This window comes from Sinorhizobium alkalisoli (assembly GCF_008932245.1).
Classification (GTDB): Bacteria; Pseudomonadota; Alphaproteobacteria; order Rhizobiales; family Rhizobiaceae; genus Sinorhizobium; species Sinorhizobium alkalisoli.
Window position 1 is genome coordinate 623,505 of record NZ_CP034909.1, and the last position, 21,560, is coordinate 645,064.

At 62.5% G+C, this 21,560-nt stretch carries 23 protein-coding genes; 16 read left to right on the forward strand and 7 right to left on the reverse strand.

What is annotated here, in order from left to right:
- Positions 1-29: 29 nt before the first annotated feature.
- Positions 30-464 (reverse strand): DUF5330 domain-containing protein, encoded by a 435-nt coding sequence (locus tag EKH55_RS03040; RefSeq protein ID WP_151610958.1) that lies wholly within the window; start codon positions 462-464, stop codon positions 30-32.
- Between the two features lie 584 nt (positions 465-1,048).
- Between EKH55_RS03040 and EKH55_RS03045 the strand changes: the two genes are divergently transcribed.
- The 3 genes from EKH55_RS03045 to EKH55_RS03055 all read left to right on the forward strand — a co-directional run bounded on the left by EKH55_RS03045 (position 1,049) and on the right by EKH55_RS03055 (position 4,095).
- Positions 1,049-2,629, forward strand: coding sequence for a sensor histidine kinase (locus tag EKH55_RS03045; protein ID WP_151611936.1), 1,581 nt, complete (start codon positions 1,049-1,051; stop codon positions 2,627-2,629).
- Positions 2,601-3,587, forward strand: coding sequence for a peptidoglycan-binding domain-containing protein (locus tag EKH55_RS03050; protein ID WP_151610959.1), 987 nt, complete (start codon positions 2,601-2,603; stop codon positions 3,585-3,587). The genes EKH55_RS03045 and EKH55_RS03050 overlap by 29 nt, the downstream gene beginning before the upstream one ends.
- 157 nt (positions 3,588-3,744) lie before the next feature.
- Positions 3,745-4,095 (forward strand): DUF1491 family protein, encoded by a 351-nt coding sequence (locus tag EKH55_RS03055; RefSeq protein ID WP_069460492.1) that lies wholly within the window; start codon positions 3,745-3,747, stop codon positions 4,093-4,095.
- 205 nt (positions 4,096-4,300) lie between these two features.
- Here EKH55_RS03055 and EKH55_RS03060 read toward each other — a convergent pair whose 3' ends face one another.
- Positions 4,301-5,374: a DUF2336 domain-containing protein gene (locus EKH55_RS03060; RefSeq protein WP_069460834.1), complete on the reverse strand. Its 1,074-nt coding sequence runs from the start codon at positions 5,372-5,374 to the stop codon at positions 4,301-4,303.
- A gap of 247 nt (positions 5,375-5,621) precedes the next feature.
- Here EKH55_RS03060 and EKH55_RS03065 point away from each other — a divergent pair, with 247 nt between their 5' ends.
- The 3 genes from EKH55_RS03065 to EKH55_RS03075 all read left to right on the forward strand — a co-directional run bounded on the left by EKH55_RS03065 (position 5,622) and on the right by EKH55_RS03075 (position 7,139).
- The gene (locus EKH55_RS03065; RefSeq protein ID WP_151610960.1) at positions 5,622-6,248 is read left to right on the forward strand and encodes an SH3 domain-containing protein; all 627 of its coding nucleotides are present in this window, start codon (positions 5,622-5,624) and stop codon (positions 6,246-6,248) included.
- A gap of 125 nt (positions 6,249-6,373) precedes the next feature.
- A complete protein-coding gene (locus tag EKH55_RS03070; protein ID WP_069460494.1) occupies positions 6,374-6,658 on the forward strand; it encodes a hypothetical protein in 285 nt (94 codons plus the stop codon).
- Positions 6,659-6,968: 310 nt separating this feature from the next.
- Positions 6,969-7,139 (forward strand): hypothetical protein, encoded by a 171-nt coding sequence (locus tag EKH55_RS03075; protein ID WP_165614749.1) that lies wholly within the window; start codon positions 6,969-6,971, stop codon positions 7,137-7,139.
- A 159-nt stretch (positions 7,140-7,298) separates the two neighbouring features.
- Here the strand turns inward: EKH55_RS03075 and EKH55_RS03080 are convergent, their stop codons facing one another.
- The 3 genes from EKH55_RS03080 to EKH55_RS03090 form a co-directional block, all read right to left on the reverse strand.
- A complete protein-coding gene (locus EKH55_RS03080; protein ID WP_069460496.1) occupies positions 7,299-7,847 on the reverse strand; it encodes a DUF1254 domain-containing protein in 549 nt (182 codons plus the stop codon).
- Complete coding sequence (locus tag EKH55_RS03085) at positions 7,840-8,427, reverse strand: DUF1214 domain-containing protein (protein WP_069460497.1); 588 nt, start codon at positions 8,425-8,427, stop codon at positions 7,840-7,842. The genes EKH55_RS03080 and EKH55_RS03085 overlap by 8 nt, the downstream gene beginning before the upstream one ends.
- A gap of 121 nt (positions 8,428-8,548) precedes the next feature.
- Positions 8,549-10,756 (reverse strand): transglycosylase domain-containing protein, encoded by a 2,208-nt coding sequence (locus EKH55_RS03090; RefSeq protein WP_151610961.1) that lies wholly within the window; start codon positions 10,754-10,756, stop codon positions 8,549-8,551.
- Positions 10,757-10,907: 151 nt separating this feature from the next.
- On the opposite strand from EKH55_RS03090, the gene EKH55_RS03095 reads away from it, so the two are divergent.
- On the forward strand, positions 10,908-11,375 hold the full coding sequence (locus tag EKH55_RS03095; RefSeq protein WP_069460499.1) for a YcgN family cysteine cluster protein: 468 nt from the start codon (positions 10,908-10,910) through the stop codon (positions 11,373-11,375).
- A gap of 26 nt (positions 11,376-11,401) precedes the next feature.
- Here the strand turns inward: EKH55_RS03095 and EKH55_RS03100 are convergent, their stop codons facing one another.
- Both EKH55_RS03100 and EKH55_RS29295 read right to left on the reverse strand, forming a co-directional pair.
- Positions 11,402-11,737, reverse strand: a complete 336-nt coding sequence (locus EKH55_RS03100; RefSeq protein ID WP_069460500.1) for an MmcQ/YjbR family DNA-binding protein — start codon at positions 11,735-11,737, stop codon at positions 11,402-11,404.
- 117 nt (positions 11,738-11,854) lie between these two features.
- Positions 11,855-11,995, reverse strand: a complete 141-nt coding sequence (locus EKH55_RS29295) for a hypothetical protein (protein ID WP_165614750.1) — start codon at positions 11,993-11,995, stop codon at positions 11,855-11,857.
- A gap of 466 nt (positions 11,996-12,461) precedes the next feature.
- Here EKH55_RS29295 and EKH55_RS03105 point away from each other — a divergent pair, with 466 nt between their 5' ends.
- From EKH55_RS03105 to EKH55_RS03145, 9 genes are all read left to right on the forward strand, one after another.
- On the forward strand, positions 12,462-12,713 hold the full coding sequence (locus tag EKH55_RS03105; RefSeq protein ID WP_069460501.1) for a hypothetical protein: 252 nt from the start codon (positions 12,462-12,464) through the stop codon (positions 12,711-12,713).
- A gap of 43 nt (positions 12,714-12,756) precedes the next feature.
- Entirely contained in the window at positions 12,757-13,428 is a 672-nt protein-coding gene (gene feuP / locus EKH55_RS03110) for a two-component system response regulator FeuP (protein ID WP_069460502.1), read from the forward strand.
- Complete coding sequence (locus EKH55_RS03115; RefSeq protein ID WP_069460503.1) at positions 13,418-14,803, forward strand: sensor histidine kinase; 1,386 nt, start codon at positions 13,418-13,420, stop codon at positions 14,801-14,803. The genes feuP and EKH55_RS03115 overlap by 11 nt, the downstream gene beginning before the upstream one ends.
- Before the next feature lie 232 nt (positions 14,804-15,035).
- The gene (locus tag EKH55_RS03120) at positions 15,036-15,500 is read left to right on the forward strand and encodes a hypothetical protein (RefSeq protein WP_069460504.1); all 465 of its coding nucleotides are present in this window, start codon (positions 15,036-15,038) and stop codon (positions 15,498-15,500) included.
- A 147-nt stretch (positions 15,501-15,647) separates the two neighbouring features.
- A complete protein-coding gene (gene ccmI / locus EKH55_RS03125; protein WP_069460505.1) occupies positions 15,648-16,790 on the forward strand; it encodes a c-type cytochrome biogenesis protein CcmI in 1,143 nt (380 codons plus the stop codon).
- Complete coding sequence (gene ccmE, locus EKH55_RS03130; protein ID WP_069460506.1) at positions 16,787-17,239, forward strand: cytochrome c maturation protein CcmE; 453 nt, start codon at positions 16,787-16,789, stop codon at positions 17,237-17,239. Before ccmI ends, ccmE begins: the two co-directional genes overlap by 4 nt.
- Positions 17,236-19,224 carry a heme lyase CcmF/NrfE family subunit gene (locus EKH55_RS03135; protein WP_069460507.1) on the forward strand — a complete coding sequence of 663 codons (1,989 nt, stop codon included), beginning with the start codon at positions 17,236-17,238 and terminating at the stop codon, positions 19,222-19,224. Before ccmE ends, EKH55_RS03135 begins: the two co-directional genes overlap by 4 nt.
- A complete protein-coding gene (locus EKH55_RS03140; RefSeq protein WP_069460508.1) occupies positions 19,221-19,676 on the forward strand; it encodes a cytochrome c-type biogenesis protein in 456 nt (151 codons plus the stop codon). The genes EKH55_RS03135 and EKH55_RS03140 overlap by 4 nt, the downstream gene beginning before the upstream one ends.
- Positions 19,677-19,966: 290 nt before the next feature.
- Complete coding sequence (locus EKH55_RS03145; protein ID WP_069460509.1) at positions 19,967-21,526, forward strand: Do family serine endopeptidase; 1,560 nt, start codon at positions 19,967-19,969, stop codon at positions 21,524-21,526.
- The last annotated feature ends 34 nt before the right edge of the window (positions 21,527-21,560 follow it).

Sequence of the window (21,560 nt, forward strand, 5' to 3'; positions counted from 1 at the left end):
GGCACGACATTGCCTTGCGAATGCGGCTGTTACCTGGTGCCCGCCGCCCTCGGATGGAGACGCGGTTCCGGGACCGGCATCCGCTTGAAGCCCGGCATGGCTTCATGCGCTGTCTTTGCGGTTGCGTCATCTTCGACCGGGCCAACGGTGCCGGTCATGACCATGGCATCGGGTGCCGCATCCGTCCCGGCAAACTGGGTGTCCAGGAATTCATAGGCGATCCGCGCCCCCGTACGGGCGCGATGACCGAGCGCGACGAAGGTTTCCGTACCCTTTGCGCAGACATCGGGTTTCTCCGCGCAGATCGCGCTCACATAGCGGATCGCTTCGTTGGCTGCGGAGAAGGTGTCTCCGATCTCGATCGTCGGCCCCTTGTCGAGCTTTGCCCTGCTCGAGGGATCGAGGAACGGAAGAAGAACCAGCACCAGCGAAAACCAGAATGTCGCCTTTACGAGAAACCACATGGTCCGACTATCCTCTGTTCGCTTGTCGGAATTTGCCGCTTTCGGCATCATCGATCAAGCCATCCTTGCGTCATGTTCGGGGCCATCTGCATTCCGCTCATGTCACGGGATCGACCGTAGAACGGGAATCACAAGGCTGGTTTTCAAAAACCGGTTGGATTTGTCTCGAATTTTAAGAAAGTGCACAATTTTGACGTGCGATGCAACCGGATGTCTCGCATTTTAACGATCGCCGTTAAGCTTCGTGGCGAACCGCACGAGGCAATTGTCGGCTCTGCGGGCCTCAGCACCGTCACGCCTTGCCCAATTGGTTAACAAGAACCGGAAAATCCACCAAAATCCGCTGCTTACGCCCCGTTAACCACAACAGATAAAGCTCGGTGGAATTGCTTCAAATCGAGAAATTTCCGCCGTTTCCGCGGGCCTTTCGGGATACGCGCTTATTCTTTCATTAAGTCGGGAATGCGAGATTCGAAGCATAAAGAGGTGCGCCGGACACCGGCCCGGCAAAACGCGGCAGGGCCCCGGAAGCGCCTCGCAAAACAACAATGACGGCAGGGTATGGCGTGAGCGTATTGCGTGACATGGCTGGCAGGTGGGCATCCCGCTTGGATAAGGCGGCCGCACCTCGAATGCTGCGCCGTTCGAACGGATCCGCCGTCGCTGATCGTGACCTCCGGCGTCTGCGCGCCGTCGCCGCGGTTTCCTTGACCGCTCTGCCGATCGTGCCACTCGCCCTGATGGCAGTCTTGCCGGTTTCCGCGGCGTTGCCTGCGGGAACGGCGCTCTGGGCGTCAGCATCGCTTCTGGCGGCAGCCGCGGCCCTGGTCGGTGGACGCAACGCATATGTGTCCGTCGGGGCCGAGGCGTCCCTCGCCGGCGCCACGCCTGATCTGTCGGGCGCATACGATCTTTTCGCCGGTCTCGTCACTGTGCACGATCCGCGCGGCAATGTCCTGTCGGTTCACGGTCGCGACGCGGCCGAACACCTGAACTTGCTGCGAGATCCTCGCGGCCGCGGGTTCCTCGAGCAGATCCACGTGTCCGATCGCCTCACCTTCCTCAGGGCAATCGATGCACTGCGCCAGGACGGGGGGCGTTCCGCGGTTGATATCCGGCTGGAACGGCCCTCGGTGAGGGCCGAAGGCGCGCAGTTCGTGCATATGCACTGCGAGATGGCGCCCCTGCGCGATGCCGAGGGGCGTCTGGTGGCGATCGTCGCCCAGTCACGCGACGTCTCCGACGAGGCCCGCTTGCGGGAGGAGGCCACCGAGAAGGCGGCGCATGCGGAATCGGCGAACGATGCGAAGACGCGCTTCCTGGCGGCAGTGAGTCACGAATTGCGCACGCCGCTGAACGCTATACTCGGCTTCTCGGATGTCCTTGCCGGAGAGTATTTCGGCAAGCTGGAGAATGACCGGCAGCGTGAATATGTGTCGCTGATTCATCGTTCCGGGACGCATCTTCTATCTGTCGTCAATACGATGCTTGACGTGAGCAAGATCGAGGCCGGCCGTTACGAGCTGTTGCCGGAGCCCTTCCCGGTCGCAGATGCGATCGCCGCATGCGAAGCGATGCTCTCGCACCAGGCGCAGGAAAAGGGCGTGAGGCTGACGAGCCGCGTGACGCGCGCAGTGGGTGAGATCAATGCCGATCAGCGCGCCTTTCAGCAGATCCTGATCAATCTTATCGGCAACGCGATCAAGTTCACCGACTGCGGCGGGCTGGTGACGATCGACGCGGAAAGAGACGGCGCAGCGCTGAAGCTGACCGTCAGCGACACCGGCATCGGCATAGCCGAAGACAAGCTCCAACTTCTGGGCCAGCCTTTCGTCCAGATTCAGAATGATTATACGCGCCGCTATGAAGGGACTGGCCTCGGGCTTTCCCTGGTGAAGGGGCTGGTCGAGTTGCATGGCGGCAGTTTCTCCATCCGCAGCGCCGAGGGCAGGGGAACGGTCGTCATTACCTCCATTCCCTGCGATGGTTCAGGAATTGCGGAGCGCGAGCAGGCGGGCTCTCCCGTTACGGTGGAGTTCCCGCCGAAACTCAGGGTGCGTGGCGAAGACAGGAGCGCTCCGGGACAGGCACTCGCCGCTGCGTCCAGGAGCGAGAGAACGAGCAAGGAAGGGGGACATGGCTCCGCGCAAGCGAAAACAGCCTGAGCGGAAGAGGGCGGCACGGTCGCAGCAGGGTTTCGCGCTCACGGGGCTGGCACTCGCCGGCCGCGGCCTGGGTCGCGTCATCGTGTTTGCCGGGCGGGCGGTCGCGCGCCATCCCGTCGGCGCCGGAGGCTCGGCGGCTTTCATGGTGGCCTTCAGCTTCGTGGCAGCAAATGCCATATGGTACCAGCAGGGCACGCATCCCTCGCCGCTGTTGCACACGCGTGTCCCGCTGGTCAGTGCGGAGGTCGCGGAACGTCTTGCTGCTGCCAACGGCGTGGCTGTCGAGCCGCGCCGCGTAACGACTTTCGTTATTGAGCGCGAAGGCGAGGCAAAGCCGGAGAAGGTCGAGGATGCGATCGCTGCTGACGGAACGTCGTCGGCGAAGCGATCCGTGCGCCCTGAAGCCGAGGCTGCCGGCGATACGGGCGGCGTCGTCGATTCGGCGCTCGTCGCCGAAGTCCAGAAGGAATTGGTGCGGCTAGGGTTCTATGACGATGCGCCGGATGGCCGCAGCGGTCCGAAAACCGCGGCGGCGATCGTGCGATTTGAGAAACAGGCCGGCCGAACGGAGACCGGCGCGGTGAGCCCCGAACTTCTCGCGGACCTCCTTGTGTTCGGCAAAGCCGGAGCCGCGGCCGTTACAGTTCCGGATAATCGCCCCTATGCCGATCCGAAGACGGCGCCGGCGGACACCGATCCCGTCGCGGCGGCGATCCGCAAAGCGGAGGAGGAGCAGACGCTCGTGACGCGTGCCGGGGTTCCCGCATCGAGCGAACTGGTCATGAACATCCAGAGGGGCTTGAGCAATCTCGCCTACGCCGACGTCGTCGTCGATGGCGTCGCCGGCGACCAGACGCGGGCGGCGATCCGCCACTTCGAGAAGCACTACCGTTTGCCGCAGACGGGTGAGCCAAGCGCCAAGGTCCTCAAGAAGCTGAAGGAAATCGGCGCGCTTTGATGCATGCAGCCACTCTGACTTCCAGCATGAATTGTGGTCTGATTGGACGCGGGGCGCTGTAGAGCCGTATGGCGGCTTTGGAAGAGCGTGCATAAGGAGCCGATAGGCTCCAACTCCCTCGTTTGCATCTTACTGTTGCCGCGTGTATCAGCCTCGCATGCGCCTGAAGTCCCACATCTTCGTCTCTTCGCTCATGCGCCGCGTGTTTGCGCTCGGCGGCTACGCCGCGGTCTTGCGCAAGGGGGCGGAAGAGGCGGGTGCGATTTTCGTCCGGCAGCGCACCCGTCTGGGTGGGGAGACGCTCTACGCGCCGGCCCCGCAAAATTTCTTCGAAGACGAAGGCGATACGGCGCGCCGGTTCGAGATTCGGCTGCGGGACGTCGAGGCAGAGACGATCGACAGCACTTTATCGTCGGAGATCCGCTTCGATCCGGATTGCTGGGTCGTCGAGATCGAGATCGAGGATTGCAGTGACCTGCTCGAAACTGTCAGCGATGCTGATCGCTGACGGGCGTAGATTTCGCTTAGCGCATAGGCTTGAATGACAGACCTTCGGAAAACAACGATGCGTGGCTTCAAAAACCTATAGCGTCCGTCGTCCGAAAGGACGTGCGAAGCTGACACAGCGATCTGCAATGCTGCACGTTTATCTCAACCGAGGACCATCCAAGGAGACATGCGCCAAACCGAGATGCGGCAGTGTCCCGGCCCCCTCAGCGCCGGCCGAAGGTCCGCCTGAATTGCTCGATACCGTCGCGGTCGGCAGCCGACGGGTGGGCGTCCTGTCGACGCGGGTCCGGCCTTCGATTGTCCGCGAAGTGGGTTTCGTGCCGCGCCAGACTCTGCGGACCCGGTTCGTCGGCACGCAGCCAGGACTTGACGTGCTCGACACTCGCCCGCAGGTCCAGGGCTTTGATCAGCGCATCCGCGCGCGTGCCGCCGCCGAGTCTGTCCCCCAGATGCGGGTAGAGGCAGGCCAGCAGCGACGCCATGTCGGACGACGGAAAGTCCAGTGCGGCAAGCGTGGTGGCTAATTGCTGGCCGGAAACATCCAACAGGATCCGCTCGGCCAGGGAGTCGCTTGCCCCAAGCATGTCGGCGAGGGCATTCGCGAAGAGCACCGTCTCGCCCGTTCGCGCAAACCGCACGAGCAGTGCCTGGTGGACCTCGTCGATTGCCGGAAGCTCGGAAGGAGCGGCGGTATTCGATCCGGTGCGAGCCAGCGCCTTGATTTCGTCGCGCAGCTTGTCCTCGCGCGCGACGCGGTCGACTGCGGTCCGGTCCACTGAAGGGGAAGGCGCAACTGCTGGCGCCGGGCCGGTCAACTCGCGGGTCTGCACGGAGGCAGCTGCGTTCTTATGGTGCTCGACCAGGGCGTCGATCACGGAAGCGGAGAGATCGTCACGGCGAGCAATTGCGCTCGCATGGGCCGGGCCCCGCTTGCGGATGATGGAGATGAGCATCCGATCCGAAACTGCCTTCGAACGGGTGAGGAAGCTTGCAGCAACCGAGATCGGCATGCTGCCGATGAGAAGGGCAACGGCTTCCGGGACATGGTCGCATTGCGAAAGAGCCGCCGCCGCCTGCCGGCGCGCCTCCTCGCTGGAGCCGAGGAAAAGTGGTTCGAACAGTTCGGCGAATTGCCTCATTTCGGACCGGCGCGGTTTGCGAAGGCTTTCGAAGCTGGTGACGGTCGCCATCAGCACGACGTCCTTCAGTCGGCCCTTTTGCGGCCTTTCCAACTCACGAAACCGATCCGTCACGACAAATCCTTGCACGCAATGCAGGCCATTGCCGATGGTTCGGAACGGCACACGTCTCAAAAAGTAAACTGAAAACGTTAGCGTAGCATTAACTATGGACGTTGGAGCTTTATTCAGGCTTGCGGCGTTGCGGTGGCGGGATGCAATGGCGGCAAGTGCCGCCTCCGCCTCAAAAACTCCACAAGCGGCGCTATTTCATTCCCCGGACGGTGAAAGGCCTTCGGGCCTGCCGACGGAGAAGGCCCATCGTCTTCTTAAGGGAGAAATATCTGTGAAGCATCCCTTCCTGCGGGCAGCGGCTCTCGGCGCGTTGCTCTTCATGCCGGCGATCGCCGAGGCGGCCGGAGGCATCGCAACTGCCAACGTCAATATGCGCTCGGGGCCGAGCACCCGCTATCCGGCCGTGACCGTGATACCAGCTGGTAATTCGTTGGAAATCCACGGCTGTCTGGCGGATCGGCCCTGGTGCGATGTTTCCTTCTACGGCGGTCGAGGCTGGGTCGCAGGCCGCTATGTGCAAGCGGTCTATCGCAGCAACCGCGTGCATGTGGAACCGGAATATTATCGACCCCTCGGAATTCCCACCATTGTCTTCGAGTTCGACCGCTATTGGGATCGCAACTACCGCGGCCGCGAATTCTACCGCGATCGTGACCGCTGGCGCCGGGATCGGGTTGACGACGGTCACCGGCGTGACTGGGAACGTCGAGAGGCGCGTCCAGATTGGGACCGGGATCGTCGCCGCGGCGACGACGAATGGGAGAGCAGGGCCGACGAGGATTTCTTCGAGAACCGCCGTCGCGAGCGGGAACAGTCGCGATACGAGATCCGACGCGAATCAGAGATGAGAACCGTTCGTGAATGCGAGATAGACGACTTCGCGTGTGAAATCGACTGAACGCCGATTGGGGGGCGGGCGGTGTTGTCCGCTCCCTTTGTCGGTCCGCTCTGCCTTGTGATTTCGCGGGAACCAATCCGCGCTTCGACGCGTTGACATCGCGCAAAAGGGAAGGAGCGGACGTGATGGCGGAAGAAAAGCTGGCGGCAGTGGACTCCGAATTGGATGCGGATAATCGGACGGCGGATGCACAGGCGGAACTCGAAGCACAGATTGCGGATCTCAGGACCGAGATCGCCCGGTTGACCGAGACTGTATCGGCCATCGGAAGCGGAGCGAAGGCAGTCGTGCAGGGAGAAGCGGAACTCATGACGGAGCGGGTGCGAGAGCGCGTCCGCGAGGATCCGATTTCCACACTCCTGACGGTTGCAGGCGTCGCCTTCCTGTTCGGCGTGCTTGCAAGACGCTGAGAAACGCTGACGCGCGGACGCGCTCCAGCGCCCCCCAATTCGAAGTTGGCCCAAGGCTGGTGACGCGAGACGAAGGCGCGCACCGGATTAAGACATAGTTAAATAGGGCTATGGCTCAATCGGAGCGGGCCGGCTATTATCGGGTCTCGCATCTGATGCTCCGAAGCGGACGAAATCCGGGAGAACCGGAAGAAGGAGAAAGTGAGAACGGCGTGTCTGACCGGTCGTCACCGGGACCGCGCCAGCCCGCAGCGGGCAGGGTGAAATCTGTACGGTAGTTCATCCGTCTCGTGGAAATATGGAGACGAGCATGGCAGACGTAATCAGAATGGAGGACCGCAAGGTCAAACGACCGCGTCGGCGCCCGGTGACATCGGGCAGTGCCAAAGTATTGTTCTTCACCGGCATCCGCTATGAGCGCCTCGACGGTCGTGGGCCTCAGCCGAGTGCTCCGGCAGGCAAGCACGCGAAGAAACAGTAAGAACCTGACTGCGGATGACCGTTCGCAGAGGCTGGCGGCGGGGCTAATGCTCGCTGTCTCTCCCCACCCGATGAAATCCCCCCACGGCGCCGAGCGTCCGGCGTGCAAAGCCCGATACGACCCGTTACAGTAGGTCTGCGCATCGAGCTTTCCGAGTCGTCATGACCGCCGAAAGAGCTGACAGCTGGAGTCGCTCAGAAAATCGCGGACCTGTTCCTCGAAGCTGTCAAAAGGGGCGAGCGCGCGCAGAACCGCGTAGCCTTCCTCGTCTTTCATCTCGATCATGATCGATTGGGTCAATTCCTCCGGCGGCGACTTGCGCAGTTCCACCAGTTGGATCGGCGTTGCCACGATGAGATCGAGATTGCCGTTGACGGCGGTGTGGTCGTTCATGCTGAACACTTCGTTCGAGCCGCTGTCGAAGACGGAGAGCGACCAGAAAGGAACGGGACCGCGGGCAATGAAGCGGGTCGGTGCATCCGCGACCGAGAAACTGCAGACGGCCGTTCGAAGAAACGGATTGCCGCTGCGCAAGCCGGTCGGGCTGGGCTCGGCCGTAAGGGGAAAGAAACTGTCCATTTCCAGAAGGTCCAGCACGCGGGTGTAGGCGTCGCGGCCGGTGAATTGCGGCAGTGCCAGGACGATCACAATGTGCAGGAGGGCTGCACCGAACAGCCCCACGAGGATGGCAAAGAGGACGCTACGCATTGCCGCACCCGGTCTTGACGATCTTCGGCATGTCGAGATCGATCAGCCCCGACGAGCCGGCCGTCGGCGTGTCGAGCAGCGTCAATACGAGCCGGAAACTGCCCACATGCCGAAGCGCCAGCCAGTTGCCCGGCTTGGCAACGGGGGAGGCGTGGACGACGAAGCGGCCGTCCCTGGCGCGGAGCACCGTCCAGGAGTTGATCGCCGAGGGGAGGTCCGGGCTCGGCCGCAGCGTGATCCCATCGGCGGTCGTCGCATAGAGGGTCCAGAAACGAGTGGGCGGCGTGATGCCGGAAATGTCGTAGGAACAACCCGCCGAGAGCCGCTCGCCGCTGTCGTCGGTCGCCGCCGAGAACATCAGCCCCTCCGCGCTGCCGAACAGCAGCTCGCCGGTACGGGCTCGGTGCGCCTTGGCATAGGGGTCGGCAGAGGCCGTCTGTGCCGCCGGAAACGCCACCCATGGTCCTATGGCAATGGAGCCGAAACCGACCGTCGCCCTCAGCGCCCATACGGACGAAGCGATGCCACCGCCAAAGGCGACGGCAAGTGCGACGGCGACGAGGAGGGGAACTCGGAACAAGAGGAGACTCTATTGAAAATGTGTTGGCTAACCGGCAGCTGATTCTTTTGTCCTTGCGATCTGTCCATTGGGTCCATGTTCAGGGAACCCACCTGTCGTCGTCAGTTCGGTTTTCCGCAACTCAGTTCTCCGTCGAATTGGTTGTCAGTTGCCGCGTCAGAGCTTCGCCCGGCGCTTCGAGCGTCGCAACCTTGCCGCCGGCCTTTTCCCGGGGTTTGAGTGGAAGTGCATGCTCCAGTGCTTCGCCGATCGTCTTCAGCATCCGCGTCGCACCGGACGAAAGCGACCGCGGACGGATGAGCGGAGGCAGCGCGTTTTCGTCCCGGCTAGCGTCGCCGGCTTTGGCCGGTTTCTTCGACGCCACGGCCACCGGCGCTTCAAAGCCGGGGATGTCGCGATGCTCGATGCCCTGTTCGGCATAGTCCATCAGCCGCTTGAATGTCATCGCGGGCAGCGAGCCGCCGGTCATGTTTTCCGTGGAGGTGTAATCGTCATTACCGAACCAAACGGCCGTCGTGTAGTCGCCGGTGAATCCGATGAACCAGGCGTCGCGATAGGCCTGGGTCGTTCCGGTCTTGCCGCCGGTCACGATGCCGTTGTCAAGCGCAGCCCTACGGGCCGTCCCCATGACCGGGATTTGCGTGAGAATGCGGTTCATCGAGGACACCGCTTCTTCGCTCAAGACCCGCTCGGACGGCGGTGCGTCGCGCACGAAATCATAGAGGATGTCGCCGTCATAATTCAGGATCTGGCTGAGGCCGTGGCGCCGCGACTGGAAACCTCCTGCCGGAAAGACGGCATAGGCCGTTGCCTGGTCGAGCACCGTTACTTCAGAGGTGCCGAGCGGCATGGTCTTGTCGGTGCGGATCGGTGTCTCGACGCCCATCTTCTTGGCGGTTTCGGCGATGATTTCGGTGCCGAGCTTGTCCTTCGCAAGCCGGACCGGAATCGTATTGATGGATTTCGCCAGCGCCGTCATCAGCGTCACACGGCCGGCATAGCTGCGGCCGTAGTTCTGCGGCGACCAGCCGCGCCAGGTGATCGGCGCGTCGACGACCACCGTCTCCGGCGTCATGCCTTTTTCCATGGCGGCCGCATAGGTGTAGACCTTGAAAGACGAGCCCGGCTGGCGAAGGGCGCGGGTGGCGCGGTTGAACTGGCTCTCGCCATAGTCGCGGCCGCCGACCATCGCGCGGACGGCGCCGCCATGTTCGATCATTACGAGGGCGCCCTGCTTCACCTTGTAGGTTTCGCCATATTGTCTGAGGCCCGATTCTACCGCTTCCTCGGCGGCCGCCTGCAGGCCCATATCGATCGTGGTCCTGACGATCAGGGAATGCTGCGCGAAGGGAGCGGCGATGCGCTGCACCTCGTCGAAGGCCCAGTCGAGGAAGAAGTCCGGCGCCTTGACCTGGGCGCGATCGATGATCGTCGCCGGGTTGAGGCGGGCGGCGAGCACCTGCCCCTCCGTCATCAGGCCGCCCTGGACCATGTTGGTCAGGACCTCGTTGGCGCGCGCGCGCGCAGCCGGCAGGTTGACGTGCGGTGCATAGCGCGCAGGCGCCTTGAAGAGGCCCGCAAGCATGGCGGACTCGGCAAGATTGATGTCCGTGATCGCCTTGCCGAAATAGAACTGAGCCGCCGCCGCCGCGCCGAACGTGCCGCCGCCCATGTAGGCGCGGTCGAGATAGAGGCGCAGGATTTCCTTCTTCGAGAGATTGCATTCGAGCCAGACGGCAAGGAAGGCTTCCTTGACCTTCCGTTCGATCGTCCGCTCATTCGTCAGGAACAGGTTCTTGGCAAGCTGCTGGGTCAAGGTAGAGCCGCCTTGGACGACGCTGCCAGCCCGGGCATTTTCCGTCATGGCGCGAGCGAGGCCGAGAAAATCGATGCCCCAGTGCTCGAAGAACCGGCGGTCCTCGGTCGCCAGCACCGCTTTGATGAGATGGTCCGGGAGTTCGTCGATCGGGACGGAATCCTCATGGATGATGCCGCGATGGCCTATCTCGTTGCCGTAGCGGTCCAGGAAGGTCACGGCAAAATCGCCCTGGGCGCGCCAATTGCCTTTGGTTTCCTCGAAGGCCGGAAGGGCGAGCGCGAGCATCACTACCGAGCCAGCGGTCCCCCATGTCATGCCCTCGCCGAGAACTTCGAAAAGCGCCCGTTTCCAGCCGCGCACGCGGAAACGGCGGGAGAAGATGGTGGTGTCCTCCCACCATTCGGCAAGGCGGAACCCGGCATTCCACACCGTCGAATCGATCCAAGAATCGATCCGGAGGAAGATGTGTCGCGCCTTTGGCCGGTTGTCCTCTTTCCTCGGTTCCTGCACGGTCTTTCATGTCCCGACGCTATCCTGCCCCATCCAATATTTGCATGGCGCCAAATTCCAATCTACTTGCATATCGCGCCGCCGGCCTTAAAAAACCGGCAATTTTCTGCGAATTTTCCATGTCGGCGTGTATTGATGGAAGTGTGACGCTATGGGCGAAATGCCTTTCTGGAAGACGAAGAGCCTCGAAGAGATGTCCCAGGCGGAGTGGGAAAGCCTTTGCGACGGCTGCGGGCTCTGCTGTCTCAACAAGCTAGAGGATTGGGACACCGGCGAAATCGCGTGGACGTCGGTTCGCTGCACGCTTCTCGATGGCGAGACTTGTCGGTGCAAGGACTACGAAAACCGACAGGCGACGGTTCCGGACTGCATTCAGCTGACGCCGGAGCGCGTGCGCGAGATAAGCTGGCTGCCGCCGACCTGCGGCTATCGGCTGATTGCGGAAGGGCGCGGGCTCTATTGGTGGCATCCGCTCGTTTCCGGCGATCCGGAAACCGTGCATGCTGCCGGCATTTCCGTGCGCGGACGCAGCATTGCCGAGGACGGGATCGATATCGACGACTATGAGGATTACCTGGTTACCTGGCCACTGGAGGTAGGGCTCGAGCCGGCCGAGTAGCCGGCTGCAGCGTTTAGCGCCGCGCGTCAGTAGCCGCCGTTCCTGCGGACGAGGCTTTTCGGGGCGACGTTGCGCCACGCGGTTTCCATGGACTGGCGAATGAGTTCCTCGTCGGCATCGACAAAATAGAGCGAGGTCCAGCCGCGCTCGCCCCAGCCGCCGGGGACGGCGGCGCAGACGCCGGGTTCGGTTTCCAGCAGCATTCGCTGCTGGTCGGGCGTGAACTTGAAGACCGCGCGTCCGGCCTCGGGCAGGGTCATGAAAACCCGTTTGCCCACACGGAAATCCCGCGTGCCGAAATGGGCATTCTCCTGTGTTCCGGGCAGGCTCAGCGCCAGCTTTTCCATCTCCTCGCTCAGCATCCGAAAAGACTAGCACGAATTTATCAATTGACAAAAAGCATCCGCCCACCATTTGGCGGGCGGATGCTTGTACAGAATGCGAGTTGGCTTCTCCCGGATTTGGCGCCGGGTGCCGCGTCATTCGCTTGGCGGGACCAGCTTTTCCGGCGCTTCTTTCGCCGTGCGCATCGCGCGCCATTCACTCTCGAAACGATCGAGCAAAATTTGCGGAATTCTGGATTGCGTGGCTACGGGCGACTTGTTCGCGACTGACTGCATCCGGTCCTCCTGAATGATTTGGGTGGAATGAGCGGACCATTTCACATGGCAAAAACTTTGTAAATCAGAGGGTTAAATCTTTTAAACGATTGAAGAATATTTAAATCGATTAACTTCGGACCATATCCACAGCATTTGAAGCGCTGGCGCATCGGCCCGGAAGTCGTACCCGATTTTGGGAAAAGGCTCGATGCGCAGATCCAAAAGGCTACAGCGATCTTTGCGCGTCTGCGAAGGCGCGCGACGCTGGGAGATGAGCGAGGGCGCTTTCAGTGTGCGGAGTGGCTGATGTGATTTTTGATGATTGGCCGCCAAAGGATTCAAATGAATCGCTTTTCAGGGTCGGAGGCGTGACCCGTGCGCCACGCGCCGGGTCTGCACCGGCGTTGAGGGGGCATTCATTTGCCATTCAGCCTATATCGGATAAAAAAACCTCCATGTTGCTTCCCAAGTCGAAAGTGCATTCATGTCTTCACAAGTAATCATAGCCGCGCTTGCCGCAGGCCTCGCAGGCTTCCCACCGCCTGCCGTCACTGTGCCTGCGGCTGTCGTCAGTGCGGCTGGCGATTGCAGCGTCGCAGCCGCGCAAGTGGTGGCTGAGACGGGCGGTGAATTGCTTTCCGCCCAACCGACATCCGATGGCAAGTGCGTCGTGACCGTGCTAATCCCTGGCAATGGCGGGCGGCCGAAGAAGTTGACCGTAAGGGTCCCCATGTAGGCTTCTGCGCCCCGCACAAAGAACAAGGGGCTTTAGACGAGAGATGCGCATTCTGATTGTCGAGGACGACGCCAACCTGAACAGGCAATTGGCCGAGGCGTTGAAGGAATCCGGTTATGTCGTCGACCAGGCCTTCGATGGCGAGGAGGGCCATTACCTCGGCGATACTGAACCCTATGATGCGGTGATCCTCGACATCGGCCTGCCGGAAATGGACGGGATCACCGTGCTCGAGAAGTGGCGCGGCGACGGCAAGCTCATGCCCGTGCTGATTTTGACGGCGCGCGACCGCTGGAGCGACAAGGTGGCCGGCATCGACGCCGGCGCCGACGATTACGTCGCCAAGCCCTTTCACGTCGAAGAAGTGCTTGCCCGTATCCGAGCACTGATCCGCCGCGCCGCGGGGCATGCGAGTTCAGAGATCATTTGCGGGCCGGTGCGTCTCGATACGAAGGGATCGAAGGCGACGGTCGACGGCGTGGCGCTGAAGCTGACTTCGCACGAGTTCCGCCTGCTCTCCTATCTCATGCATCACATGGGGCAGGTGGTCTCCCGCACGGAACTCGTCGAGCACATGTACGATCAGGACTTCGATCGCGACTCCAACACAATCGAGGTCTTCATCGGCCGGCTTCGCAAGAAGATCGGCAATGACCTGATCGAGACGGTGCGCGGCCTCGGTTATCGCATGCAAGCCCCTGGCAATGGCAATTAGATCCCTCACGGCCCGCGTTCTGGCGGTATCGACCGGCTGGGCGGTCGTTGCCCTGGTCGTAATCGGGGTCGTCATCTCCGCGCTTTACAGGCAGGGATCGGAGCGCGGCTTTCAGGACCTCTTGCGGGCGCAGCTCTATAACGTGATCAACTCGATCTCGGTCGGCGAGAACGGCTCCCTCTCGGGCAGCCCGCAACTTGGCGACCTGCGCTTTTCGCAGCCGCAGACCGGCTGGTACTGGATCGTCGAGCCGATCGGCGAGTTCAATACGCCGCCCCTCCTGTCGACTTCGCTGGGCACGGCGAAATTGCCGATCGTCAGCGTCGACGAGGTGCCCTTCGACATACGCTACGAGCGCTTTTATACCACCGAGGACCCTTTCGGAAATCAGGTCGAAGTGGCGGAAACCGAGGTGGTTCTTGACATTGAAGGCCACGCGGCGCGCTTCCGAGTGGCGGGCAACCGCAATGTGCTCGAGGCGGACATCGATCGCTTCACCCGCAACCTGACGATAGCGCTCTCCATCTTCGGCCTCGGCGGCCTTGGCATGAATGCCCTGACGATTCTTTTTGGCTTGAAACCGCTCGACCAGGTGCGCCGCTCGCTCGAGAAGATCCGCACCGGCGAGAGCGAACGGCTGGATGGGGCGTTCCCGCGCGAAATCCAGCCGCTCGCCAATGAGGTAAATGCGTTGATTGACAGCAACCGCCGCATCGTCGAGCGCGCGCGCATGCAGGTCGGCAATCTTGCTCATTCGCTGAAGACGCCGATCGCCGTGCTACTCAACGAGGCGCGGGTGCTGGAGGTGCCGCATGGCGAGTTGATCAGGATGCAGGCGGATGCGATGCAGACACAGGTGCAATCCTATCTGAGCCGCGCCCGAATCGCGGCGCAGCGCGGGTCGGTCCTGGCGCGGACCGAAGCTCAGCCGGCGCTCGAAAGGATCGTCCGTGTGATGCGGCGCCTCAATCCGGAGAAGGAATTCAGCCTGTCAGTTCATCCGGCGGGGCTGGTGCTGGCCATGGAGCAGCAGGATGTCGAAGAAACGGTTGGCAATCTACTTGAAAATGCTGCGCGATACGCGCGCGACCATGTTTGGTTGAGCGTCAAGCCGGCCTCCGAGGAAGAACGCAGCAAGGAACCGGGTCGTGAATGGGTCGTGTTGCAGATCGAAGACGACGGCCCCGGCCTCTATCCGGACCAGATCGCTCTGGCCATGAAGCGCGGCAAGAGGCTCGACGAGAGCAAGCCCGGAACGGGGCTCGGGCTTTCGATCGTGAGCGAGATCGTGGGCGAGTATCAGGGCAGCCTGGAGCTTTGCCGTCGCGACGAGGGGGGCTTGCGCGCCAAGCTTCTTCTGCCGGTCGCGGTCTAGGGAGGTCCCCCGAAAGGCAATCCGGGCGGCGAGGACAGCGGGCGTTCGTCCGAAATGCGGCTTCTCCGGAAACAACGCATCGTGATCCGGCGGTCACACCGGTAACCGAAAATATCGCAGTCGACACCGGGTGCGGTTGCCTCGGGCGGTGGAGGGGTGCAAAAAGAAAACCTGTTCGTGCCGTTCCCATCGGGGCGGCGCCAGTAAATTCGAGAACGAGTAGTCGCGTATCATGAGGATTGGCGCAGAATTTGGGCAGGCCCTTGCTTCGGGCGGCAGGATCGCAATCGTCGCATCGGCCGTGACGCTTGCCGGCTGCGCTACTTCGAGCGGATCGCGCGGGACCGCAGCCGCCGCTCTCGCCCCAACCACGACCCGCAGCGTGTCGTCGTCGACCTATATCGAGGCACTACAGGGTGGGATCATCGCGCGCCTTTCCGGCGTCGATCTCGGCAAGTCGGATCGGCAAAGGGCACTGGAGGCGGAATACCGCGCCCTGGAAGCAGCACCCGGTGGCCAACCGGTCCTCTGGGAAGGGCAGGGCGTGAGCGGTTCCGTAGTTGCCGCCGCTCCCTATCAGGTCGGCTCGCAGAACTGCCGCCAGTACAGCCACACGGTCACCGTCAGGGGGCAGTCGACGAAAGCGCACGGTGCGGCGTGCCGCAACAGCGACGGAAGCTGGACGCCCTTGACCTGAGGCGGTCATCGACGGAACTCCGCTCCTCGCGCTCGGGATCTCCGGGCCGAACGGCTCCGGATAGGTCCTTGCGGCGAAACGCCTCAAATCTCCGTCATTTCCGGTTTTCGAGTTGGAATGACAGGGCCCGCATAGTATTTCCCCATCATGTTGTTCTGGATTCTCGTCGCCGCCCTGACGGCGGCTGTCGCTATCGTGCTCCTCTTGCCGCTGATGCGGGCGGCTTCGCCGCTCCCGTCTGCCCACAGCCATGACATTGAAGTCTACCGCGACCAACTCGAGGAGTTGGAGCGGGATCGCGGGGCCGGGCTGATCAGCGAGGAAGACGCGGAACTTGCGAGGGCGGAGATCGCGCGCCGGCTGCTTGCGGCGAGCGCAGCCGACGAACCGGCCCGAAGCGTGCCGAAGCAGGTTCTTTCGAACCGGATGGCGCAGGTCTTCATCCTTCTCTGCCTGCCGGCCGTTGGGCTTGGACTTTACCTGACGACTGGCAGTCCGGGCGTGCCGGCCCAGCCGCTGGCCGAGCGGCTGGCAAATCCCGGCGAGGACATCAACATTCTGATTGCCAAGGCCGAGAACCATCTCGCCGTCAACCCTGAGGATGGCGCAGGTTGGGATGTGCTGGCGCCGATTTACATGCGCAACGGCCGCGTGGACGACGCGGCTGCCGCCTATGAGCGAGCGATCCGACTGGTCGGCCCGACGGCGGCGCGGCTAGGCGGCTATGCGGAAGCCCTGATCGTTCAGTCCGGCGGGCTCGTCACCGCGGAAGCCCAGGACGCGTTGAAAAAAGCGCTGGCGCTCGATCCCCATGATCCGCGTTCGGAATTCTATCTGGCGCTGGGTTTGAAACAGGAAGGAAAGCAGGCTGCCGCACTCGCAGCGTTCCGCAAGCTCGCCGACACTTCGCCCGCCGATGCGCCCTGGCTGCCGCTGGTCACCCAGCACATCGCGGAGCTCGCGAACAGAAAGCCGGCCGACGGCGGCGCGGCGCCCGCAGACCCGACATCCGATGACATCGCGGCCGCCGAAGAGATGAACGCCGGCGACCGGCAGGCGATGATCCGCGGCATGGTCGATAGCCTGGCGGCGCGGCTGAAAGACGATCCCGCCAATCTCGAGGGATGGCTGCGCCTCGTCCGGTCCTATGTTGTGCTCGATCAAAGAGACAAGGCCGAGGATGCATTACGGCAAGGTCTGAAGGAATTCCCGGCCAAGGGCGATGAGGGCAAGCAGTTGCTGTCTGTGGGGCGGGAACTCGGCCTCGATGCCGGCGGAGAGCAAGAATGACGCGTAAACAAAAGCGGTTGGCAATCATTGGGGGCGGCGTTGGGTTCCTCACCGCCGCGGTGCTGCTCGTCATGTTTGCCTTCAGCCAGGCGGTGGCCTATTTCTATGTTCCCGGTGATCTGGAGAAGACCAGTGTTGCGCCCGGGACGCGCATCCGGCTCGGCGGATTGGTCGAGGTGGGCTCCGTCAAGCGCGGCGAGGGCAAGACGGTCACCTTCAGCGTCACCGATACGCTCGCATCGGTGCCCGTGACCTATACGGGCATCCTGCCGGATCTCTTCCGCGAGGGGCAAGGTGTGGTGGCGGAGGGCGCATTCGTTGCCGGCGGCTCCGTCTTCGTTGCCGATACGGTGCTGGCGAAGCACGACGAGACCTATATGCCGAAGGATGTGGCGGACCGGCTGCAGGCGCAGGGCGTCACGCTTGGCGGGAAGGAAAATATCAAATGATCATCGAGCTCGGGCACTACGCGCTGGTGTTGGCCCTTGCAACGGCGATCGTCCAGGCGGTGTTGCCGATCCTGGGCGTAAAACGCGGTGACCAATCCATGATGGAATTGGCGGGAGGCGCCGCGGTCGCCTCCTTCCTGCTCGTCGTCTTCGCATTCGCGGTGCTGACCTTTGCCTATGTCGTGTCCGATTTCTCGGTCAGGAACGTCTGGGAAAACTCGCATTCCCTGAAACCTTTGATTTATAAGATTTCGGGCGTTTGGGGAAACCACGAGGGCTCGATGCTCCTGTGGCTTTTGATCCTCGTTTTCTTCTCCATGCTCGTCGCCCTATTCGGCCGCAACCTGCCGGCGACATTGAAGGCGAACGTACTTGCGGTGCAGGCCTGGATCACCACGGCCTTCACCCTTTTCATTCTGCTTACGTCCAATCCCTTCGCCCGCCTCGTCCCAGCCCCGGGTGAGGGTAGGGACCTGAACCCGGTCCTTCAGGACATCGGCCTCGCAATCCATCCGCCGCTGCTCTATCTCGGCTATGTCGGCTTTTCCGTCTGCTTCTCCTTTGCTATCGCGGCCCTGATCGAGGGGCGGATCGATGCGGCATGGGCACGATGGGTAAGGCCCTGGACGCTCGCCGCCTGGACGGCCCTGACGGCGGGCATCGCCATGGGTTCCTACTGGGCCTATTACGAACTCGGCTGGGGCGGCTGGTGGTTCTGGGATCCGGTCGAGAACGCCTCCTTCATGCCCTGGCTTGCCGGTACCGCACTGCTTCATTCCGCCCTCGTGATGGAAAAGCGCGAAGCGCTGAAGATCTGGACCGTGCTTTTGGCGATTCTCACCTTCTCGCTTTCGCTGCTCGGCACCTTCCTGGTGCGTTCGGGCGTGCTGACATCGGTCCATGCCTTCGCGACCGATCCGACGCGTGGCGTCTTCATCCTGGCAATTCTCGTCATTTTCATCGGCGGCGCCTTCGCGCTCTTCGCCTTGCGCGCCACGCATCTGAAGGCGGGTGGGCTATTCGCGCCGATCTCGCGCGAGGGCGCGCTCGTCCTCAACAACCTGATTCTGACCACGGCGACTGCGACGGTGCTGACCGGAACACTCTATCCCTTGTTGTTGGAAGCCTTGACCGGCGACAAGATCTCGGTCGGTGCGCCTTTCTTTAACATGACCTTCGGTCTCCTGATGCTGCCGTTGCTCTTCGTCGTTCCTTTCGGGCCGCTGCTCGCATGGAAGCGGGGTGACCTCTCCGGCGCCGCTCAACGGCTCTTCGTCGCTGCCGCCATGGGCATTCTGGCCGCTGCAGTCATGTCTTATGCGAAAAGCGGCGGGCCGCTTCTTGCGCCCTTGGGCATCGGCCTCGGCGCCTTTCTGGTGCTCGGGGCGATGACCGATCTCGTGCTTCGATCCGGGCTTGGCAAGGTCGCGGGCCGCATCGCCCTGAGGCGCCTTCTCGGCCTGCCGCGCTCGGTCTTTGGCACAGCGCTCGCCCATGCCGGCCTCGGCGTCACGCTGATCGGCATCGTTGCGGCTACGGCCTATGGGACGGAGACCGTGGCGGAAATGAAGCCGGGAATGCTGGCGGATGCCGGCGGCTACACGTTGCGCTTCGACGGCATGCGAGAGGGGCGCGGCCCGAACTATTCGGAAGATACGGGACACTTCACCGTCAGCCGCGACGGTGTCCAACTCAACGAGATCTGGTCGTCCAAGCGCCTTTACTCGGCCCGCAGGATGCCGACCACGGAAGCCGGGATCAGGACCTTCGGTCTGAGCCAGCTCTATGTTTCGCTCGGCGACGAAATGTCCGGCGGCGGCATTGTCGTACGCATCTGGTGGAAACCCCTGATCCTGTGCATCTGGGGGGGGGCGCTGATCATGATGGCTGGCGGTCTCGTTTCCCTGAGCGACCGCCGCCTGCGAGTCGGCGCCCCGTCGCGCGCCAGGAAGTCACCCCAACTCGCTGCGGGAGCTGCCGAATGATCCGCGTCCTTCTCGCGCTCTGCCTCTGCCTGGCGTCCCTCGGACCGGCTCTCGCGGTCAATCCGGATGAGGTGCTTGCCGACCCCGCGCTCGAGGCGCGGGCGCGGGAGATCTCCGCGGAGCTGCGCTGCATGGTTTGCCAAAACCAGTCGATCGACGATTCCAATGCAGAACTTGCGAAGGACCTGAGAGTGCTCGTGCGCGAGCGCCTGAAGAACGGCGACAGCGATGAGGCGGTGATTAACTATATCGTGTCGCGCTATGGCGACTTCGTGCTCCTGAAACCGCGCTTCGGGGCCAAGACCCTGATTCTCTGGGGCATGCCGGTCGTTCTGCTGCTCGTCGGTGCAGGCACCATTTTTTTCGCTGCGCGCCGCCGTGGTGGCCGGACGGCGGGAGCGCCACTTTCCGACGAGGAGCAGGCACGACTGGACAAGCTCATGCGATCCTGAAGGTGTTTCGGCAACGGTATCCGGCTGTGCGAAAAGCAAATGCGATCAGCCGTTAGCGGTTTGCGCGCCGTGAAAGAGGCCAATTCTCCGGCATGTCTTGCCAACATTACGAAAAGTTCATCTGGCGGACAGAACTCAGTAAGGTCCCTTCCATTAAATCTTGCTTCATCGGCTGTTCCTCCAGTCGCAGCCAATCAGACGATCAGGTAACGGGCATCCGGATCCTGGCAGCAACGGTTTCGAGCCACCGCCGACCCGCGGAGCTCCATGGAAGAGAAAAGGCAAATCGAATGTCCACGAAGAAATCCCTGCGTCCCTCTCTCAAGACCATTCTGAAGACGTCCACGGTCGCCGGCGTTGCCGCGGTGATGCTTACGACCGGCATTCCGGCGCAGATATCGCACTCCTTTGCAGAGGCGGTGCAAGTTCAGGCCCCGGCCGTTCCCAGTTTTGCCGATGTCGTCGAAGCCGTTTCCCCGGCGGTCGTCTCCGTTCGGGTGCAATCGCGCATGCAGGTCTCCGATGAACAGGCCGGCAATTTCAGCTTCGACTTCGGCCGCGGCTTCGAGGATCTGCCGGACGATCACCCGCTGAAGCGCTTCTTTCGTGAATTCGGCGGCCCGGCTCCGCGTGACGGCGATCGAGCCGATCGCTGGCGTGATCGTCACGGGCCGCGTGAAGGCCGGCTCCGTCCGCGGGCACAGGGCTCCGGCTTCTTCATCAGCGAAGACGGCTATCTCGTCACCAACAACCACGTCGTTTCCGACGGCTCGGCCTTCACCGTCATCCTGAACGACGGCACGGAGCTTGATGCCAAGCTCGTAGGCAAGGATCAGCGCACGGACCTTGCCGTGCTCAAGGTCGATGCCAAGCGCAAGTTTGCCTATGTCAGCTTTGCCGACGACAGCAAGGTGCGCGTGGGCGATTGGGTGGTCGCCGTCGGCAACCCATTCGGTCTTGGCGGCACGGTCACCGCGGGTATCGTCTCAGCCCGTGGCCGCGATATCGGCTCCGGTCCCTATGACGATTATCTGCAGGTCGACGCGGCGGTGAACCGCGGCAACTCCGGCGGCCCCACCTTCGACCTTGCGGGCCAGGTTGTCGGCATCAACACGGCGATCTTCTCTCCGTCTGGCGGCAATGTCGGCATTGCCTTCGCCATCCCCGCATCGGTGGCGAAGGACGTTGTCCAAGATCTCATCAAAGACGGCAGTGTCTCGCGCGGCTGGCTCGGCGTCCAGATCCAGCCTGTAACCAAGGACATCGCCGAATCGCTCGGCCTTTCCGAAGCGAAGGGCGCCCTCGTTGTCGAGCCGCAGCCGGGTTCGCCGGGGGAAAAGGCAGGCATCAAGCAGGGCGATGTGGTGACAGCCCTCAATGGCGAGCCGATCAAGGATCCGCGTGATCTCGCACGGCGAGTGGCGGCGCTCAATCCGGGTACGACCGCCGACGTCACGCTGTGGCGCAATGGCAAGTCGGAGAGCATCAAGCTCGAGATTGGAACTCTGCCGAACGACACCGCGAGTGCGACTCCCGACAGTGGTGACGGGCGGCCCGATCAGGGACAGACGGGTGAGGAAACGCTTTCCGATCTCGGCCTGGCGGTCACTCCGTCGGATGACGGCAAGGGCGTCACGATCACCTCGGTCGATCCGGAGTCCGATGCCGGCGATCGCGGCTTGAAGGAAGGCGAAAAGATCGTCTCCGTCAACAATCAGAATGTGACGTCGGCGGACGAGATTCTCAAGGTGATCGACGCTGCCCGGAAGGATGGCCGCAGCAAGGCGCTCTTCCAGATCGAAGCTGCGGAAGGCAGCCGCTTCGTGGCGCTGCCGATCGACCAGGGCTGATCTATCAAGAGACCGGACCGGGTGCGGGAGGGAA

Coding starts and splice junctions, on each gene's coding strand:
- EKH55_RS03040 (WP_151610958.1), bottom strand. CDS start 464: ATGTGGTTTCTCGTAAAGGCGACATTCTGGTTTTCGCTGGTGCTGGTT.
- EKH55_RS03045 (WP_151611936.1), top strand. CDS start 1,049: ATGGCTGGCAGGTGGGCATCCCGCTTGGATAAGGCGGCCGCACCTCGA.
- EKH55_RS03050 (WP_151610959.1), top strand. CDS start 2,601: ATGGCTCCGCGCAAGCGAAAACAGCCTGAGCGGAAGAGGGCGGCACGG.
- EKH55_RS03055 (WP_069460492.1), top strand. CDS start 3,745: ATGCGCCTGAAGTCCCACATCTTCGTCTCTTCGCTCATGCGCCGCGTG.
- EKH55_RS03070 (WP_069460494.1), top strand. CDS start 6,374: ATGGCGGAAGAAAAGCTGGCGGCAGTGGACTCCGAATTGGATGCGGAT.
- EKH55_RS03075 (WP_165614749.1), top strand. CDS start 6,969: ATGGCAGACGTAATCAGAATGGAGGACCGCAAGGTCAAACGACCGCGT.
- EKH55_RS03080 (WP_069460496.1), bottom strand. CDS start 7,847: ATGCGTAGCGTCCTCTTTGCCATCCTCGTGGGGCTGTTCGGTGCAGCC.
- EKH55_RS03095 (WP_069460499.1), top strand. CDS start 10,908: ATGGGCGAAATGCCTTTCTGGAAGACGAAGAGCCTCGAAGAGATGTCC.
- EKH55_RS03100 (WP_069460500.1), bottom strand. CDS start 11,737: ATGCTGAGCGAGGAGATGGAAAAGCTGGCGCTGAGCCTGCCCGGAACA.
- EKH55_RS29295 (WP_165614750.1), bottom strand. CDS start 11,995: ATGCAGTCAGTCGCGAACAAGTCGCCCGTAGCCACGCAATCCAGAATT.
- EKH55_RS03105 (WP_069460501.1), top strand. CDS start 12,462: ATGTCTTCACAAGTAATCATAGCCGCGCTTGCCGCAGGCCTCGCAGGC.
- feuP (WP_069460502.1), top strand. CDS start 12,757: ATGCGCATTCTGATTGTCGAGGACGACGCCAACCTGAACAGGCAATTG.
- EKH55_RS03115 (WP_069460503.1), top strand. CDS start 13,418: ATGGCAATTAGATCCCTCACGGCCCGCGTTCTGGCGGTATCGACCGGC.
- EKH55_RS03120 (WP_069460504.1), top strand. CDS start 15,036: ATGAGGATTGGCGCAGAATTTGGGCAGGCCCTTGCTTCGGGCGGCAGG.
- ccmI (WP_069460505.1), top strand. CDS start 15,648: ATGTTGTTCTGGATTCTCGTCGCCGCCCTGACGGCGGCTGTCGCTATC.
- ccmE (WP_069460506.1), top strand. CDS start 16,787: ATGACGCGTAAACAAAAGCGGTTGGCAATCATTGGGGGCGGCGTTGGG.
- EKH55_RS03135 (WP_069460507.1), top strand. CDS start 17,236: ATGATCATCGAGCTCGGGCACTACGCGCTGGTGTTGGCCCTTGCAACG.
- EKH55_RS03140 (WP_069460508.1), top strand. CDS start 19,221: ATGATCCGCGTCCTTCTCGCGCTCTGCCTCTGCCTGGCGTCCCTCGGA.
- EKH55_RS03145 (WP_069460509.1), top strand. CDS start 19,967: ATGTCCACGAAGAAATCCCTGCGTCCCTCTCTCAAGACCATTCTGAAG.